Annotated in this window: 15 protein-coding genes and 1 tRNA gene; 7 read left to right on the top strand and 9 right to left on the bottom strand. The window is 37.2% G+C overall.

Features of this window, described 5'->3' with window-relative positions; all coding sequences use genetic code 11:
- The first annotated feature begins 27 nt into the window (after nt 1-27).
- Nucleotides 28-2,769: a PD-(D/E)XK nuclease family protein gene (locus GZ212_RS02365; protein WP_166956938.1), complete on the top strand. Its 2,742-nt coding sequence runs from the start codon at nt 28-30 to the stop codon at nt 2,767-2,769.
- Between the two features lie 108 nt (nt 2,770-2,877).
- Nucleotides 2,878-3,657, top strand: a complete 780-nt coding sequence (locus tag GZ212_RS02370; protein WP_166956940.1) for a hypothetical protein — start codon at nt 2,878-2,880, stop codon at nt 3,655-3,657.
- A gap of 64 nt (nt 3,658-3,721) precedes the next feature.
- Here the strand turns inward: GZ212_RS02370 and GZ212_RS02375 are convergent.
- Nucleotides 3,722-3,795, bottom strand: a tRNA-Ala gene (locus GZ212_RS02375).
- Between the two features lie 60 nt (nt 3,796-3,855).
- Nucleotides 3,856-4,653, bottom strand: coding sequence for a universal stress protein (locus GZ212_RS02380; RefSeq protein WP_166956942.1), 798 nt, complete (start codon nt 4,651-4,653; stop codon nt 3,856-3,858).
- 47 nt (nt 4,654-4,700) lie between these two features.
- Between GZ212_RS02380 and GZ212_RS02385 the strand changes: the two genes are divergently transcribed.
- Nucleotides 4,701-5,201, top strand: a complete 501-nt coding sequence (locus GZ212_RS02385; RefSeq protein WP_166956944.1) for a GNAT family N-acetyltransferase — start codon at nt 4,701-4,703, stop codon at nt 5,199-5,201.
- Nucleotides 5,198-6,532 carry an MATE family efflux transporter gene (locus GZ212_RS02390; RefSeq protein ID WP_166957265.1) on the top strand — a complete coding sequence of 445 codons (1,335 nt, stop codon included), beginning with the start codon at nt 5,198-5,200 and terminating at the stop codon, nt 6,530-6,532. Before GZ212_RS02385 ends, GZ212_RS02390 begins: the two co-directional genes overlap by 4 nt.
- Nucleotides 6,533-6,822: 290 nt before the next feature.
- Here the strand turns inward: GZ212_RS02390 and GZ212_RS02395 are convergent, their stop codons facing one another.
- Nucleotides 6,823-7,464, bottom strand: coding sequence for a 2OG-Fe(II) oxygenase (locus GZ212_RS02395; protein WP_166956946.1), 642 nt, complete (start codon nt 7,462-7,464; stop codon nt 6,823-6,825).
- A gap of 89 nt (nt 7,465-7,553) precedes the next feature.
- Between GZ212_RS02395 and GZ212_RS02400 the strand changes: the two genes are divergently transcribed.
- Together GZ212_RS02400 and GZ212_RS02405 are read left to right on the top strand one after the other, a co-directional pair.
- A complete protein-coding gene (locus tag GZ212_RS02400; protein WP_053970890.1) occupies nt 7,554-8,003 on the top strand; it encodes a 6-carboxytetrahydropterin synthase in 450 nt (149 codons plus the stop codon).
- A gap of 77 nt (nt 8,004-8,080) precedes the next feature.
- The gene (locus tag GZ212_RS02405; RefSeq protein WP_053970891.1) at nt 8,081-8,833 is read left to right on the top strand and encodes a UDP-2,3-diacylglucosamine diphosphatase; all 753 of its coding nucleotides are present in this window, start codon (nt 8,081-8,083) and stop codon (nt 8,831-8,833) included.
- A 260-nt stretch (nt 8,834-9,093) separates the two neighbouring features.
- Here the strand turns inward: GZ212_RS02405 and GZ212_RS02410 are convergent, their stop codons facing one another.
- The 6 genes from GZ212_RS02410 to GZ212_RS02435 all read right to left on the bottom strand — a co-directional run bounded on the left by GZ212_RS02410 (nt 9,094) and on the right by GZ212_RS02435 (nt 16,745).
- Nucleotides 9,094-9,831: a GLPGLI family protein gene (locus tag GZ212_RS02410; RefSeq protein WP_166956947.1), complete on the bottom strand. Its 738-nt coding sequence runs from the start codon at nt 9,829-9,831 to the stop codon at nt 9,094-9,096.
- A 407-nt stretch (nt 9,832-10,238) separates the two neighbouring features.
- The gene (locus tag GZ212_RS02415) at nt 10,239-11,513 is read right to left on the bottom strand and encodes an MFS transporter (protein ID WP_166956949.1); all 1,275 of its coding nucleotides are present in this window, start codon (nt 11,511-11,513) and stop codon (nt 10,239-10,241) included.
- Between the two features lie 69 nt (nt 11,514-11,582).
- Nucleotides 11,583-12,686 (bottom strand): OmpA family protein, encoded by a 1,104-nt coding sequence (locus GZ212_RS02420; RefSeq protein WP_166956951.1) that lies wholly within the window; start codon nt 12,684-12,686, stop codon nt 11,583-11,585.
- A 28-nt stretch (nt 12,687-12,714) separates the two neighbouring features.
- A complete protein-coding gene (gene recJ / locus GZ212_RS02425; RefSeq protein WP_166956953.1) occupies nt 12,715-14,400 on the bottom strand; it encodes a single-stranded-DNA-specific exonuclease RecJ in 1,686 nt (561 codons plus the stop codon).
- A 6-nt stretch (nt 14,401-14,406) separates the two neighbouring features.
- Nucleotides 14,407-16,320: a peptide-N-glycosidase F-related protein gene (locus GZ212_RS02430; RefSeq protein ID WP_166956955.1), complete on the bottom strand. Its 1,914-nt coding sequence runs from the start codon at nt 16,318-16,320 to the stop codon at nt 14,407-14,409.
- Between the two features lie 2 nt (nt 16,321-16,322).
- Complete coding sequence (locus tag GZ212_RS02435; RefSeq protein WP_166956957.1) at nt 16,323-16,745, bottom strand: OsmC family protein; 423 nt, start codon at nt 16,743-16,745, stop codon at nt 16,323-16,325.
- A gap of 66 nt (nt 16,746-16,811) precedes the next feature.
- On the opposite strand from GZ212_RS02435, the gene GZ212_RS02440 reads away from it, so the two are divergent.
- Nucleotides 16,812-17,402, top strand: coding sequence for a carboxymuconolactone decarboxylase family protein (locus tag GZ212_RS02440; protein ID WP_166956959.1), 591 nt, complete (start codon nt 16,812-16,814; stop codon nt 17,400-17,402).
- Nucleotides 17,403-17,444: the final 42 nt, after the last annotated feature.

Consider the following 17,444-nt stretch of genomic DNA (forward strand, 5'->3'; position numbering starts at 1 on the left):
AATCGAGGCGTTTTTTATTTTTAGGATATGACAACATTCATCAAAGAAGTCCTCTTAGATTTAAAGAAGAAACAAGTTGATTTCTCTCAACTAATTTTTATTCTCCCTAGTATTAGGGCGGGGGTTTTTCTAAAGCAGGAATTGGCTTCTATATTGGAGAATACTATTTTTTCACCTGAGGTAATTAGCATTGAAGAATTCACTCAAGAATTGTCCGGCTTAAAGCCATTATCAAATGTGGAATTGCTTTTTGAGTTTTATGACGTGTATAGTCAATTGACTGAGTCATCAATAAGGGATTCCTTTGAGGGTTTTTCTAAATGGGGCCAAATATTGTTGCAAGACTTTAATGAGGTGGATAGGTATTTAATCCCTGAAGAAGATATATTCAACTACATTAGTGCTATCCAGGATTTAAAAGTTTGGTATAAGGATGAATATGCCACCGATTTTATAAAGCAGTATAAGGCTTTTTGGGGTAAGTTACTGGAATACTATCAAACACTTAGAGAAAGTCTCTTAAATAGCGGCTATGCTTATCAAGGTCTTGTTTACAGGCAGGCCGTTTCAAACTTAGAGGATTATATACAGTCTTCAAAAAGAACACATGTTTTTATTGGTTTTAATGCGCTCAATCAAGCCGAGGAATCTATTTTCCAAGAACTTTTGCACAATGAAATGGCAAGTGTCTACTGGGATATTGATAAAGTCTTTTTTGACAACAAGCTTAATGATACCGGTTTGTTTTGTAGGAAGTATCGGTTTGACTGGCCTTACTTTAAAAAGCATCCTTTTAATTGGGTCTCAAACTACTATTCTGAGAAGAAGGAAATAAATCTTTACGGCGCTCCAAAAAGTATTTCCCAGGCTAAACAAATTGGAAATATTTTGAAGGAGGGAAATTTAGATATTACAAAAACAGCTGTTGTTCTAGCAGATGAAAAGTTGTTATTGCCTACATTAAATGCCCTTCCAAAGGACATCCAAACCTTAAATATTACCATGGGATTAAAACTGGAGTCCGTCCCCATGGCAAGTATGTTTGAGAAGCTATTTTATTTGCAAAAACAAGGAAGGAGTACCATGTATTTTAAAGATGTTGAAAGCATCTTGGCACATCAGCATATTTGGCCTCTTTTTCAAACGGGAAATGAAAATTGGGCACAGAAAATAATTCAAGATATAAAACTTAATAATTTATCCTTCTTAACCATTGAGAAACTTAAAGAATTGGCTCCCAACCATCATAACATAATAGATGTTTTATTTTCAGATTGGAAGCATCGTTCTGAAATAGCTCTAGAACGAATCGACCAACTTGTATTTTTAATTAAAAAACATTTGGAGGTTCAAAAGGAGGATCAAAAGTTAGCCTTAGAGTATTTGTATAAATTCCATGCTTTGTTCAATGACCTGAAGCATTTACAGCATCGCTTTGAACATCTTCAAACAATCAAAACACTACATGAAGTTTATAAAAATTTGTTGGGGTCTGAAACTGTTGATTTTGTTGGAGAACCACTAAGCGGACTTCAAATTATTGGGATGCTTGAAACCCGGGTATTAGATTTTGAAAATGTGATTATCGCGTCAGTGAATGAGGGGATATTACCAGCGGGGAAAAGCCAGAATTCATTTATTCCCTATGACGTCAAACTGACCTATGGTTTGCCAACCTACAAAGAGAAGGATGCTATTTATACGTATCACTTTTTTAGGTTGATTCAAAGGGCTAAAAAGGTTCATATTATTTACAATACGGAAGTGGACCATTTTGGAGGAGGAGAGAAGAGTAGACTTCTACGCCAGATGGCGTTGGAAGGGATTCATGAAATAGAAGAACAAATGGTGCTTCCTCATGTTCCGCCTATTCAAAAGGAATTAAAATCAATTCCTAAAGATCAAACCATTTTGCAAATACTACAATCCTATGCATCAAACAACGGATTTTCACCTTCTTCACTGACGAGTTACATCAGAGATCCTTTTACGTTTTATAAACAACGGGTCTTAAAAGTGAAGGAGTATGAAGAAGTTGAAGAAACTGTGGCCGCCAATACTTTGGGAACTGTTGTTCACAATACTTTGGAGGATTTTTACAGACCTTTTGTGGGATCGTTTTTAGAGGTTGAAAAACTAAAGGCGCTCAAACCTAAAATTGCTTCCATGGTAAAAAAGCACTTTGACGGTATCTATAAGATGGGTGATATTACCAAGGGTCAAAACTTAATTGTTTTTGAAATAGCAAAGCGTTACGTTTCCAATTTTTTGGACAAGGAAATACAAGAACTTCAAAACGGTAATACCATTAAATTATTGGCTGTTGAAGAAGACAATAAAATAGCCATCCAAATCCCAGAACTTGATTTCCCCGTCTTTATAAGTGGTAAGGTAGATCGTATAGATGAGTTTAATGGGATGACACGCATCATTGATTATAAATCAGGTAAGGTCGATCCTGGCCAAGTCGAGATAGTCAATTGGGAAGACCTTGTTACAGATTATGATAAATACAGTAAAAGCTTTCAGGTATTGACCTATGCATTAATGATACATGAAAAACAATTACGATCGCTGCCATTTGAAGGGGGAATTATTTCTTTTAAAAACTTAAGTAAGGGTTTTATGAAGTTTGGAATCAAAGATAATCCAAGGTCAAGATCAAAAAATCAATTGATTACTCAAGAGGTTTTGAAGTCTTTTGAAGTAGAATTGAAAAAACTGATTATCGAGATTTTTGATTTGAACACCCCTTTCGTAGAGAAGTAATTAAATCCTTCTTCCAAGATTATTAAAAAATACGTCAAATGACGTATTGTGCCAAGAAAGTGCTTTGTTGATATTTGAAGTATATGAATATCTTATATGCTTAATATTATGAAAACTAAACAACTAGTCACTTTTCTGTCACTTTTTATTGCATTATCGACAATGGGTCAGGATAAAGTGAAATATTCTGATGATGAAATCGATATGCTAAAGGCATATTATTTCAATGAAGGTTTCAATACTCCAGCAACCAAAAAGGTGTCTACCTTGGTTATGAAGGATGGAGCAATTCATAAAGGATATTGCAAAAGTATTGTCACCAAAAAGGGACAAATTCACCAGCTGTATTTCAAAGATAGTATTTCAGGAAATAAAGAAACTTACAAGGCTGAGGATATATCAGAAGCATATCTATTTGCAAGTGGTATGGAGAAGTTTAACAAGATGTCCAAAAAATTCAGTAATTATGGAATGGGAGGTAGAAATAGTGTGGATAAATTGACTTCGAGTGATGAGATATATTTCATAAACCAAAAAGTGGCGTTAAAAAATAAGAAAGACGAGAAAGAATTTTTAATGCAATTAATAAACCCTAGTTTCGGTAAATTCATTTCCGTTTATCATGATCCTTTTGCAAAGGAAACACAAGGAATGAAATTTGGTGCAGCTCCTAAAATAGGCGGTGGTATTATAAAGTCTTATTATGTGCAAAAAGGAGATAAGATTATTTGGCTTCATAAAAATGACTTTGAAGAAAATTACCAATTCCTTTTTGGTGACAACGAATCTTTCATGAAAAAATATCCTTATAATTCGGTAGACTGGGATTGGTTTAGTGCTTTAGTAAATGAATATACCAGACTGGCATTGGAAAGTGAAAGTGAATAATATTTGGTCAAAATAAGTAAAATAAAAACCCCATGAAATCACTGATTCATGGGGTTTATTTATGTGGAGCATATCGGAGTCGAACCGATGACCTCTACGCTGCCAGCGTAGCGCTCTAGCCAGCTGAGCTAATGCCCCAAGCTCTAGAATGCGAAAATACTACTTTTTCTAAATAAATTGAGTTTCTTTTAAAAGATTTTATTGAATACCACTGAGCACCAAAACAGGCATCGTACTGCAGTGAAAGTCCTTTTTTAAAATGGTGTTGCTTTCCCATAATTTGGTAAAAAAACCACGTTTACGCCTTACCACACAAAGAAGATTGGCTTGATATGTTTGGTAATTCTCTAAAACGCCTTGAAACGTTGTGGGACTTTCAACATGGGAAAATTGATGGACTAGGGTTTCTAATTCAGGATGTAAATTAAAATCTGCCTCTTGGTAAGTAGGCGTTTTGACTAAAAGGAGATCTAGTTTCGCATCATAATGTTTCATAACTAATTTCAAGGGTTCCAGAACACCTTCCTTTTTGATGTTGGCCGATTTCATTGCCAACAATATTTTGGAGATGGGTTCAAAAACATAGTTTTCAGGAACTATTAGCGCGGGAATCTGTGTTTGTTTAATCACTTTTCCAGAGGTCTGTCCTAAATATACCTCTTCCTTGATAGAGGTTGTTCTTGGGGCGATCATTAATAAATCAATTTGAAGATCAGATTGAAGGGTCTCCAAAGTGGAAATGAGTTCCCCAATGATGGATTTAGAAATGATTTCTACTCCTTTTTGATCCACCGATTCGAGAAGTAATTCCAATTCTTTTTCTACTTCGTCAACCAAATAGTTTCCAACCTTGACACTAGTTCCTGAATGTGGATAGATATCATTGATTTTAACTAAATAGATTTTCGCATTAAATGTGTGTGCAAAATCAATCGCATATTGTAGCAAACCTTTGGCATTTCCAGAAGATCCAATCAGAACTAAAATATTCCTCATAATTCAAATAATTTATAAGTAATTTGGAAACAAAATTACAGATAATCTTGATAAGAAAAGCCCAATTGGCAGATTTGGATCGCTTGCTTGAAATTACGGGAGCATGTGCACGTCATATGCAGGACCATGGCATATTTCAATGGAATGAATTCTATCCAAGTTTTGAAGCCTTTAAAACCGATGTAAACCGGCAGGAATTATACGTTTATGAATTAAAGGGTACTGTTCAAGGATGTGTTGTACTTTCAAGCCTTAAAGATGCCGAGTATGAGGCTGTGGAATGGTTAACCCCAGAAAGCAGGCACCTTTACATCCATCGGTTGGCAGTTCATCCCAAGGTTCAGGGTCATGGAATTGCTAGAAAATTAATGACATTTGCCGAACAGTGGGCAATCGATAATAACTATGATTCTATCAGATTAGACACGTTCTCCAAGAACCTCCGAAACCAAAAATTTTACGAACTTCGCGGTTATAAACGACTGGGTGAAATATATTTCCCCAAGCAAAGCGAATTTCCGTTTTATTGTTACGAACGTCTCTTGTGACTACCGATTTAAGTTTAAAACATATCAATAAATTGGCCATCCCGGCATTGATTGGTGGCATATCCGAGCCTATATTGTCTTTGACCGATACGGCGGTTGTCGGTAATATGGAGCTGAATGCTACAGAATCTTTGGCAGCCGTGGGTATTGTGGCCACTTTTTTATCCATGCTTATTTGGGTGTTTGGCCAAACAAGAAGTGCGATTTCTTCTATTATTTCTCAATACCTGGGAGCCAATCGCCTTCCTGAAGTCAAATCATTACCTGCACAAGCCATTACTATTGTAGTCTTGATCAGTTTACTGATTTTGGCCATAACTTTTCCGTTTTCCAGACAAATTTTCAAACTGTATAACGCGTCAGGACTTATCCTGGAATACTGTGTGGAGTACTTCAGAATCCGTATTTTCGGATTTCCGTTCACTCTTTTTACCATAGGTGTGTTTGGTGCTTTTAGAGGGCTTCAAAACACATTCTATCCCATGGTGATAGCCATCATTGGTTGTGTGTCTAATGTGCTTTTAGACGTGCTTTTGGTATATGGTGTGGAGGGTTTTATTCCTGCAATGAACATCCAAGGGGCTGCCTATGCCAGTGTAATTGCCCAAATTCTTATGGCATTGATTTCGGCGTTTTACTTGTACCAAAAAACACCATTGCCTCTTGTGGCGACTTGGCCCCTAAATAAAGAAATTAAAAAATTCACTTTCATGGTCCTCAATTTATTTGTGAGAACCATAGCTCTTAATGTGACACTTTATTTCGGTTCTTCTTATGCTACAAGTTATGGAGCAAACTACATAGCGGCCTATACCATAGCCATTAATCTCTGGTTTTTGGGAGCCTTTTTGATAGATGGATATGCTAGCGCCGGTAATATTTTATCGGGTAAATTGTTAGGAGGAAAGCGGTATCATGATTTGATACAGTTAAGCAACAAGCTAATTATCTATGGGATTGTAGTTGGAACAATCATGGCTTTAATTGGTACAGCGACCTATAGTTCTATTGGGCGTATTTTTACAGATGATGAAGCTGTTTTACAAGAGTTTTACAAGGTCTTTTGGATGATTTTAGCAATGCAGCCCCTATGTGCCTTGGCATTTATTTTTGATGGTATGTTTAAGGGGATGGGAAAAATGAAGTATTTGCGCAATTTATTGCTGGTAGCAACCTTTGGGGTTTTTATCCCAGTTTTACTTTTTGTTGATTACCTGAATTTGCAACTCTATGGTATTTTTATTGCTTTAACTGTCTGGATTATTGCCAGAGGAATTCCCTTAATCGTAAAATTTCGAAAACTCTTTTTACCCCTTGCCCAAAAAGCGTAACTTTGGTTTGTAAATTCACTAAGTGATATGTTTTTGTTGAACTTTTTGCAGGAACCAAGCATTGAGGAAAAAATAAAAAATGCACCTGATAAAGGCTATGAAATAGGCGTTTTTATCGGGACTATGTTGCCTTTTTTGGTTTTGGTTCTGGTAGCTTATCTTATTTATAGATACAACAAAAATCGCGTCGATAAATAATACGTTATGGGAGGAAATATGTTGTTTCTGCTGTTGGCAGTCGTTTTAATTATTATTTATATCTACAATCGAAACAGAAGGCTGTAAGCAGTCTATCTGGTTTTTAACCAACCAGTGATACTCAACCTTCTTGTGTTAACGGGTTTGACCTCGTGTTCGATAATTTGGCTTTCAAAAATAACCATACGACCCGGGAAGGGATAGATTACTTTTTCAGTTTCCTCGCCATTTTCATTGAGATAAAGTACCAATTCACCACCATTTTCTGGTAACCAATTTTCGTTGTTTAAATAGCAAACAATGGATAGCTTTCTTCTATCATCATTCTGAAAGGTGTCCAAATGACGCTTGTAAAAAGTACCTGTAGGATAAACGGCATAGTGAAACTCCTTTTGTAAGATGCCCAAAAAGCAGGTTCTATTTAAATAGGAAATCAGGTTGTTTACCTTGTCAAAGAACATTGTTTCAGCGGGAGTTGCCTGATTTTGGTCCAACCACATGATATGATCGCCCCTTATGGATTTAATGATGTTTTCATTAACCTTATTGCCAATAGCGGCCTTTTTAAAGGAGTCTTCTTTATAATTATCTAAAAGGGAATTACGAAGCGTATGCACTTCTTCTTCAGTAAAAAAGGTCTCAACAATACTATATTGTTGATGCATTAAATCAGATATAATCTGCTCATACTGCGGATTTTCAATAAAATCCAATTGCTCAAAAAGCTCTTCCATTGACTTCAATCACAAAAAGTGCGCAAATGTAATTTAAAAACCCATAGATTTTACAAATTCAATACCTTTGCAGTGAAATTTTTTTAGTGATGAGCCAAATAAGAATTACCAAGCAATTTTCCTTTGAAACAGGACATGCTTTATACGGGTACGATGGAAAATGTAAAAACGTTCACGGTCATAGTTACAAATTGGCGGTGACCGTCATTGGGCAGCCTATAGAGGATACTACCAATGTGAAATATGGAATGGTAATCGATTTTGGGGATTTAAAAAAAATCGTCAAGGAAGAAATCGTGAATGTCTTTGATCATGCTACCGTGTTTAATAAAAACACGCCACATGTGGAGTTGGCAAGGGAATTGGAGAGTCGCGGACACAATGTGTTATTGGTAGATTACCAACCCACTTCCGAACGTATGGTCATAGATTTTTCAGAAAAAATAAAAAGCAGATTGCCAGAGAATATCCAATTGCACTCGTTAAGACTGCAGGAAACAGATTCCAGTTATGCCGAATGGTATGCAAGCGATAATTAATTAAATTTGATAAATTGAATAAATTGAATTGTCGCAATTAGCCCGTCAAAGGGTACGCGCCATTGAGTATCGACTATATGAAAATCCCCGCCGGAAAGAAAATATATTTTGCTTCAGACAACCATTTAGGCGCTCCCACATATAAAGAGTCATTGCCTAGGGAGAAGAAGTTTGTGGCATGGTTGGATGAAGTCAAGGAGGATGCAGCCGCCATTTTTCTTTTGGGTGATTTGTTCGATTTTTGGTTTGAATACAAAACCGTTATTCCAAAGGGTTTTACCCGTACTTTAGGGAAGCTGGCTGAAATTACTGATTCTGGCATCCCTGTCTTTTTCTTTGTGGGCAACCACGATTTGTGGATGAATGGGTATTTTGAAGAAGAACTGAACATTCCAGTCTATCACAAACCTCAAGAATTTGTTTTCAACAACAAGGTATTTTTAATTGGTCATGGTGATGGATTGGGACCGGGAGATAAAGGATATAAACGAATGAAAAAAGTTTTTACCAATCCCTTTTGTAAATGGCTATTCAGATGGTTGCATCCCGATTTGGGCGTTAAATTGGCAACCTACCTTTCGGTGGAAAACAAATTGATATCTGGAGAAGAAGATGCTAAATTTTTAGGGGAAGATAACGAGTGGTTGGTACAGTATTGCAAGCGGAAACTGGAAACCAATGCCATTGATTATTTTGTATTTGGTCACCGACACTTACCGCTAGAAATAGACCTAGGAGGAAACTCCCAATACATCAATTTAGGAGATTGGATTGGCTATTACACCTATGGGGTTTTTGATGGGGAGAAGATGACTTTGGAAAAGTATTAAGGGCTATTATAATTGCTCTGTAAAATATTCCTATTTTTTAATTCTCCAAAGCAGGAATATAGAAGAGCTAAACCAAAAAGTAATATAGGATTTTATCTAAAGTACAGTAGTTGATATAAAAATATAGTACACTTAAAACTCTTGTTTTGTATTCCATAATATCAATCTAATTGGGAAAGAGGATTATCATAATTTAAATCCTTGCAATCATTATGAAGAGAAATAAAAATCATTGCAGAAAGAAAGTCATCCTCAAAAACTCAATTTTCATTTCTTTTTCGGTTTTTTTTATTCCAGTCATCAATAAACTCTAAATATTCAGGATATGACATCACCCTATTTTTATTTTTATATTCTTCTATTTTTTTTTCAACTAGTTTATAAGATTTAGCTGTTAATACAGCCTGCGGTGTTTCAAATTCTAAAATTATTCCAGGTAATGTCCCGTGAGGAGTAGGGCCTCCCCTAAAACTTAAAGAAGGGCAAAACCAGGCCACAATGGGGAAAGATTTGGAATTGGCGAATCGAATGTCTTTTAGCGTTCCAGTAGCTTTATAACATGTTAACCCTAATATCTCTTTTTTAGATTTAGAAATATCCCAAATAACATCGTAGGGATTAAGTTTTCGATCAATATTAACCCAAACATCAAAACCTCCCAAGTAGGATATACTATCATTTAAATCTGTATAGATGTCATTACCATCCAAAATTCTACTTACAATTGAAGTGACTGAAACATTATAGTTGTCAGAAACCATTGGTTTTTTGTATGAAAAAAAATACTTGTTCCCGTCAGACAATAGTTTAAAATTGATAAATTTTACTAAACTTTTCTTTTCATTTAAGTTATCATTTAGAAAATCATTAGCTGCTTCACTAATTGTATTATCGTAAATTCTAGATTTTAACTCTGCACTATATTCAATTTCGATTGTTTTTTTTTCTGTAAAACTAAGTAATAGGATGGCAACAAGAGGAACAAGTATTTGTTTCATAAAATAAAGATTTTTTTAAGGGATATCTACAATCAGATTTCCACAGTCATTAGGATAATATGCAAAACAAACTCAATAGAGTTCTATTAAATTCTAAATTGTTGGTTGGCTAAATCATTGTGTTGCCAACTGGTTAAACAAATTGTATTGTTGAAGCCTTTGGCACTCTTAGTTTTAAGGGAGAAATAAAAAACTAACACTAGTTATGTTGTATAGCTTGTCTCTAAATGACATTGTAAACGGCTTCAAATGTTTACGTTATCAAATCAGGATATTCCAAACCTACAAAAAAGGAATAGCTAATTGTACAACTTTTTTAAAATGACTAGGTATTTCATCGAAAAGTTGGGGTTTCCATTACGGTTTTTTCCGTAATGTATAATAATTGAATTACAGGATGTTAGGATTTATTGGGTGTCTTCCTCCTCATGCGCTTCCATATCCTTGGTTAAATCCAAACGTCTAAAGGAAGGTGACACCAAACCAGTGGTGATCACGGTTAATAAAGTCATCGTGCCTCCAAAAACGACTGCTGTGACTGTTCCCATAAGTTTTGCAGTTAGACCACTTTCAAACGCCCCTAATTCATTGGAGGAACCAACAAAAATAGAGTTAACTGAAGAGACGCGTCCACGCATGTGGTCAGGCGTCTTGAGTTGCAAAATGGTTTGTCTAATTACGACCGACACCCCATCAAACACGCCACTAAAGAATAAGGCGGCCAAGGAGATCCAAAAGTATTGTGACAATCCAAAAACAATAATACTTACCCCAAATCCAAACACGGCTCCAAGCAACTTAAATCCAGCTTTTTTGCTTAAAGGCATGTAGGCGGTTACCAACATAGTAAGCAAAGAACCTACTGCGGGAGCTGCCCGTAAAACGCCGAACCCTTGGGAGCCTACTTTTAGAATGTCTTGGGCAAAAACCGGTAATAAGGCCACGGCACCTCCAAACAAAACAGCAATCATATCTAAGGTGATGGCTCCTAAAATGGCTTGGTTTCCAAACACAAATTGAATGCCTTCTTTCAAACTTTTTCCTACCGATTCCCCAATTTTAGGATTGAGAATGGGCTTTTTGGAAATATTAAATAACGCAGCCAGCGCTAAGACCACACAACCAAAAATAAAAAGCATGGTCCAATGAACCCCTATCCAGTGAATGGAAAACCCGGCTAGGGCAGGTCCCATTACGGCAGCCATTTGCCAGGTAGAGCTACTCCAAGTGGCCGCATTAGGGTAAAGTTTTTTAGGAACAATCAAAGCCACTAAGGAGAATACCGTAGGGCCAATGAAAGCTCGAACAAAGCCACCAAGAAAGACCAAAAAGTAAATGGCATACAGAATGAGCTTTGAGTTCCACTCAGCCACAATCTGATCCCAGGTTAAAAGGAACAGGGCAAAACTGATACATGAAAACGCTACAATACACTTGATGAGTAGATTTCGTTTTTCATTCTGATCGACAAAATGGCCCGCATAAAGCGCCATTAAAACCGCGGGTACAACTTCCATCAATCCGATGATACCCAATGAAAAGGGATCTTTGGTCATGGAATACACTTCCCACTCAATCACAATAAATTGCATGGACCAGGCAAAAACCAATGCAAACCTGACAATAAGGAATATATTGAACTCTTTTATACGAAGTGAAGCGTATGGGTCTTTTTTGGCCATTTGGTTTTGGGAATTGGAAACTCAAATGTACAATTTGAAATTGGGTTTAGGAATTCTATTAGAAGTAAATTAAGAGGCTATAAGTTTAAATTCTACCCGTCTGTTTTGCTCCCGTCCAGCATCCGTTTTATTACTTGCTTTGGGCTTGGAGCTCCCAAAACCAAACCATTTAATTCTCTGCGAATCCAAGCCTTTTTGAATCAAATAGTCTGACACGGCTTTGGCGCGTTGTTCAGATAACTCATGGTTTCTTTCAGATGTTCCCACGTCATCTGTATGACCATAAATCTCTACGGATAGGTTGGGATGCTTTTTTAAATGGTCGTAAAGGGCATTCAATTCGTCTTTGGATTTTGGAAGGAGGATGGATTTATCAAATTCGAAAAGAACATTTTTTAAGGTGTAGACTGTTTGTTCTTCAAAGGTTACTAAAAACTTTTTTATAGGTTTTTCAATCTGTTTTATCGGTTTTGGATGAAGGAGCTTTATCTCGACATCATCAATGTAGTAATATCCCATGGGCTTCAATTCATTGCTTTCAAGCTTTTCCACATCAGCATTCAAATTGCTTTCAAAATTGCCAATAAGAAAATAGGTCTCAAACCCTTTGGCTTTGTAAGTGGTTGTTATTTCTACCCATTGGGTTTTATCATTTAAATACCCTTTATGAAAAATAGGCCTGTAACTAACATTACTGGATTTTTCTGCGATCCTACGAGCATTGATGGCTCTATCATAATTGATGTTACTTAGTTTGTGGTCTAAAAAATAAACCCCAAAATGTTTAATGGCTCTGTTGGATAGTTCTGCGAGACTGACATAGAAAGAGATTTGATAGGTGCTGTCTTTTTCTAAAGTGGAGGCGAGGGTTCCTTGAATGTATTCGCGGTAATTACCATGTGCAAACCCATAAAAACCAGCATAGCCTTTTCCTGTTCGGGCTTTTTGGTATCCGTTGAAATTTTTGTAACCTACTATCTGACTACACTCATTAAAATAATCGGGTGTCCCACCTGTTGGACGTAGCCAATATGGAACATCATTATTTTCTTCTTCGAAACTGATATAGCCAATACTTGCAGGACAGTTTTTATAATCTTCAAAGCTAGGATTTAAAACCAAGTTTTGAGCATAAAGTCCTGAGCAAAATAGAAAAAGAAAGAAAAATCTCATAACAAGCGGAACGGAAAAACGACTCACTTTATTTTATGTCCCTTAATTTTAATTGCAGCGAGGTCTGTCCGTTCCAGTGGTTTTCATCCACCGAATAGACTGCTTTAAAGGTTTTTGGTTTTTCGATAAGTGGTAACTTCTCACCTAATCCAAAGCCTATGGCCACAAAGGAGTCGCTGTCATTTTGTTTGACAGTAATCCTGAGGTGTGTGCCATCTCCCACACATTTACCATAACCTGTATCTTGCAGGTCTTCTGTCATAAAAATGGGAGTCATGTTACCTGGACCAAAGGGTGCAAATTGTTTTAGAATGCGGTAAAACTTAGGTGTGATATCACTTAAAGGAATCTGGGCGTCAATTTTAATTTCAGGGGTTAAAAGGGTTTTGTCAATGGTGTTTGAAACCACATCTTCAAAAGCTTGTTTAAAGGCTTCGTAGTTTTCTTCTTTAAGCGTTAACCCAGCAGCATACTTATGTCCGCCAAATTGCTCAATGTGATCGCTACAGGCTTCCAAAGCATTATAAACATCAAACCCACTCACCGATCGAGCCGATGCTGCAAGCTTATCACCGCTTTTTGTAAACACCAGAGTGGGTCTGTAGTAGGTTTCGGTTAAACGGGAGGCGACAATGCCAATAACTCCTTTGTGCCAAGAATCTTGATACACAACGGTTGTGTAGCGTTCTATTTCGTTTTTCTCCAGAATTTGCTCCAGCGCTTCCTCTGTAATTCGGCTGTCTTCTTCTTTTCTATCAGAATTATAGGTTTCAATAGCTTTTGCAAATTCTACAGCTTTTGAATAATCTGTTTCTGTCAATAATTCTACGGCATGATTGCCATGTTTCATACGTCCAGCCGCATTGATTCGAGGTGCAATAATAAACACCACATCGGTGATGGTCAATTGGTCTTTTTTTACTTGAGCAATAATGGCTTCAAATCCCGGTCTGGGTTGGGTGTTGATTACCTGCAAACCAAAATAAGCCAAGACTCTATTCTCTCCTGTAATAGGGACAATATCAGCGCCTATGGCAGTAGCTACTAAATCGAGATATTCGGTAAGATCTTCTGGCGTTTCTCCTTGTTTGGAAGCCAAGGCCTGAATCAGTTTAAAACCCACACCACATCCGCATAATTCTTTGTAAGGATAATTGCAATCTTCTCGTTTGGGATCCAAAACGGCCACGGCTTTTGGAAGTTCTTTACCGGGGCGGTGGTGGTCACAGATAATAAAATCGATGCCTTTTTCTCGGGCGTAAGTAACTTTATCTAATGCCTTGATCCCGCAATCCAAGGCAATGATGAGACTGAATTCGTTATCATGGGCAAAGTCAATGCCTTTAAAAGAAACCCCATAGCCTTCATCATACCTATCAGGAATATAGGTAGCCACCAAATCAGTCCGGGTCCTTAAATACGTGCTCATTAGGGAAACGGCCGTTGTGCCGTCAACGTCATAATCACCATAAACCAAAATTCGTTCGCCATTGGTTAGAGCTGTTTCAATACGTTCAACAGCTCGATCCATATCCTGCATTAAAAACGGATCATGTAAATCATCCAAATTTGGACGAAAGAAGGTTTTGGCTTCTTCAAAGGTTTCAATACCGCGTTGAACCAGCAAACTCGCAACTGCACTTTCCACCTGTAAATCGTTGGAAAGGGTAGCTACTTTTTCTGGTTGAGGTTTAGGTTTGATGGTCCAACGCATGGGCAATTATTCTTTAACTCTGATATAACTTGAATAAATCTCTTGATCGTTTTTTAAAACAACCACTTTGTAATATTGATTCTTAGGAAGATACGATAAATTTAAATCAATTGGTCCAGATTTAAAATTTGGATAATGATGTTCTTCAAATACTTGGTCCTCCTTTTCTCTATCAACAATTTTAATGGTCACTTTTCCAACTGTATTGGAAAAGTAATCAATGCTTACTGGGCCATATGTATTTCTAGGAAAAGCCGTCACCTTTTCAGCTTTATCCATATGATATGTCTTGGTTGAATCGACTTTAAAGTTATAAACGATATCATTTCCAAAATCGGAATTGAAGTGTTTAATAGCCTGTCCCTGTAAATCCTCAAATCTAATTTCTCCTCTGCCAGCCGTATCATGGTACCAAAAATCAAGACCATCACCTACACTATCGGTCAATTTAAATTGATAGAGACCTTCTTTTAGTCGGATGGTATCCCGATACACTTTATTGGGTTTGATTTCGGTGGTATCTTTTACAAAAATAGACTGCCCTCCAGCATTTGTGAAACCATAGATGTTCTCACTTTGTTTTTGGTTGGTTTTATAATAAACAATAAACTCTTTTGGGAGGTAGTCAGGACGTTTGTACTCGGTCTCCAAAGAATTGTCATGAGAAAAAGCATCCTTTTTCCCATTGGGTTTACTTAAACGGATTTGAAACATAGCAGTTTCCTCGTCTGTAAAAATGATTTCAGGGAGTTTCAGTTCCTGTGTTTCGGCAAATGCTAAATGACCGTTCCATTGGTAGGTTTTTTGAGGTTCACCTTTCAAACCATACTGAATGTCTAAGCTCTCCAATGTTTTAGAACCATTATTTTTTATTTTGATAATGGGATAGCCCAAAGTAGGATTTCGTCTGCTGTTCACATCCGATCCTGAAGGTTCGATGACCTCCAAAAGGGATACATCGTTTTGATTGTTGGGAGCTTTATATTCAATCACATAGGCCGTGATGACTTCATCTGCGCTGGGGTCTTCTGTTTCGTAAGGTTCCATGTTGATATCCATCACAAAAGGTTGCCCTTTTTCTATGGGTAGCACCATTTCATCGGGTTGCAGCAAATATCCGGGACACCAATTGGCCCGATCAAAAATCCAAGTACCAGCTTGGGGATATAAAGGGTTGCTGCCGCAGCTCGTCCAAACATCTTTATGTTCTATTAATTTATCATTTACTAACACCTCCCGATATTTACTGCAAAACTCACCGCAACCATTGGCGTCCATACCATGTCCGGTATGCAGAATTTTAATTTTAGCAACGCTCGTTTTTTTGTGAAGTTTGATATTTTGAGGAGTTAGGTGGCTTTCAATGGGGTTGTTTTTATCACCATATCGAAACTTGCCATCATACACTTTATGGATGGCTAAAGGATGAGCAACAGGTTCTCCAAAAGTGATTTCAAAATCAACAGTAATCTTCCAGCCTCGTTGTTTGTTGTCTTCATAACCCGTATGAATGTATTCCACTTCAATATCATCTCTCAGTAACATGCTGAAATCTGTGACATCCAATTGCCATTTGAAGCTCCAGTCCTTTTGATAAAAGGCACCATAAGGTGTCAGCATCCTGGCAATTTCATAAACGGTGGTGTCTTTTTTGGAACGGATGTTAATCTTGTCGGCATAATCCCAGTGGGCGCAGTTGATGGAATCAGGACACTCAAAAGTTAAGTTTAATATGATGCTCCTGATATCTTGTTTTTTACTAGGAAATTTCACCCAATGTTTATAACTGTTTTCTCCCTTGGAAGGGTCTGTGACTATGACTTCCTGATTATGGGAAATGACATGGGACTTATTTTGGGCCAATAGAAAATGGGTGCCTCCAAGAATGAGGAAGCACCCTATTAAAATTCTTAATTTCATAGTTAGTGATTGTGGTAATGAATAGCAATCTTTACTTCAGCAAATTGACGGAACATTTCCATGACGCCACAATATCTTTCAACTGATAAATCTACCGCCTTTTTAATTTTCTTTTCATCCAATTGGCTTCCGTGAAAGTGATATTCTACCAACACTTTATTGTAGTATTTTGGGTGTTCTTCGGTAAGTTCTCCATGTACATCTATTTTGAACTTGGTATATTCAACTCTCATTTTTTTAAGCAGAGACACCACGTCCAAGCCAGAACACCCTGCTAATGACGACAGCATCAAAGCTTTTGGGCGCAGGCCTTCACTTTGTCCACCATGTTCTGGAGAGGCTTCTATAAAAAAGGTGTTGCCACTGGGGTTGTTTGATTCGAATAGCATCCCTGATTCCCATTGAGTTGTCACTAAATCTGTCATCTAAATAAAATTTTTTGTTACTTGAAGCTTCAAAAATACCACTTAAAAATCTAAAAAAGAACAATTATGCCGTTAGTTACACCGTTGCCAGCAGACCATGATTTAGAAACCAAAGAATTGGCAAATTTCTTTAATGAAACCTTGGGCTTTTGTCCAAATTCTGTGTTGACTATGCAACATAGACCCGCCATTTCAAAAGCTTTTATAAACCTTAACAAAGCCGTTATGGCCAACGAAGGGAGGGTTACTTCCGCTCTAAAGCGAATGATTGCCTGGGTAAGTAGTAATGCTACGGGTTGTAGGTACTGTCAAGCCCATGCCATAAGAGCAGCAGAACGCTATGGAGCCGAACAAGAGCAGCTTGATAACATTTGGGATTACAGGACGCATCCTGCTTTTAGTGAGGCAGAGCGGGTGGCATTGGATTTTAGTTTGGCGGCCTCCCAGGTACCCAATGGGATGACCAGCGATATAAAAACTAGACTATATGAGCACTGGAACGAAGGGGAGATTGTAGAAATGTTAGGTGTCATTTCCTTGTTCGGTTATCTAAATCGATGGAATGATAGTATGGCAACCTCCATTGAAGATGGCGCTGTTGCTAGTGGTGAACAGTATCTAGGTAAGCATGGTTGGGAGAAAGGGAAGCATCTATAATTAATTTGATATTGAGCCGTTTATAACTAACATAACCTAACT

It is taken from the genome of Mangrovimonas sp. CR14, assembly GCF_011764015.1.
GTDB classification, from domain to species: Bacteria; Bacteroidota; Bacteroidia; order Flavobacteriales; family Flavobacteriaceae; genus Mangrovimonas; species Mangrovimonas futianensis.

What these genes read in the sequence shown, in the direction of transcription:
- GZ212_RS02365 (WP_166956938.1), top strand. Translation starts at nt 28, where the DNA reads ATGACAACATTCATCAAAGAAGTCCTCTTAGATTTAAAGAAGAAACAA.
- GZ212_RS02370 (WP_166956940.1), top strand. Translation starts at nt 2,878, where the DNA reads ATGAAAACTAAACAACTAGTCACTTTTCTGTCACTTTTTATTGCATTA.
- GZ212_RS02380 (WP_166956942.1), bottom strand. Translation starts at nt 4,653, where the DNA reads ATGAGGAATATTTTAGTTCTGATTGGATCTTCTGGAAATGCCAAAGGT.
- GZ212_RS02395 (WP_166956946.1), bottom strand. Translation starts at nt 7,464, where the DNA reads ATGGAAGAGCTTTTTGAGCAATTGGATTTTATTGAAAATCCGCAGTAT.
- GZ212_RS02400 (WP_053970890.1), top strand. Translation starts at nt 7,554, where the DNA reads ATGAGCCAAATAAGAATTACCAAGCAATTTTCCTTTGAAACAGGACAT.
- GZ212_RS02405 (WP_053970891.1), top strand. Translation starts at nt 8,081, where the DNA reads ATGAAAATCCCCGCCGGAAAGAAAATATATTTTGCTTCAGACAACCAT.
- GZ212_RS02410 (WP_166956947.1), bottom strand. Translation starts at nt 9,831, where the DNA reads ATGAAACAAATACTTGTTCCTCTTGTTGCCATCCTATTACTTAGTTTT.
- GZ212_RS02415 (WP_166956949.1), bottom strand. Translation starts at nt 11,513, where the DNA reads ATGGCCAAAAAAGACCCATACGCTTCACTTCGTATAAAAGAGTTCAAT.
- GZ212_RS02420 (WP_166956951.1), bottom strand. Translation starts at nt 12,686, where the DNA reads ATGAGATTTTTCTTTCTTTTTCTATTTTGCTCAGGACTTTATGCTCAA.
- recJ (WP_166956953.1), bottom strand. Translation starts at nt 14,400, where the DNA reads ATGCGTTGGACCATCAAACCTAAACCTCAACCAGAAAAAGTAGCTACC.
- GZ212_RS02430 (WP_166956955.1), bottom strand. Translation starts at nt 16,320, where the DNA reads ATGAAATTAAGAATTTTAATAGGGTGCTTCCTCATTCTTGGAGGCACC.
- GZ212_RS02435 (WP_166956957.1), bottom strand. Translation starts at nt 16,745, where the DNA reads ATGACAGATTTAGTGACAACTCAATGGGAATCAGGGATGCTATTCGAA.
- GZ212_RS02440 (WP_166956959.1), top strand. Translation starts at nt 16,812, where the DNA reads ATGCCGTTAGTTACACCGTTGCCAGCAGACCATGATTTAGAAACCAAA.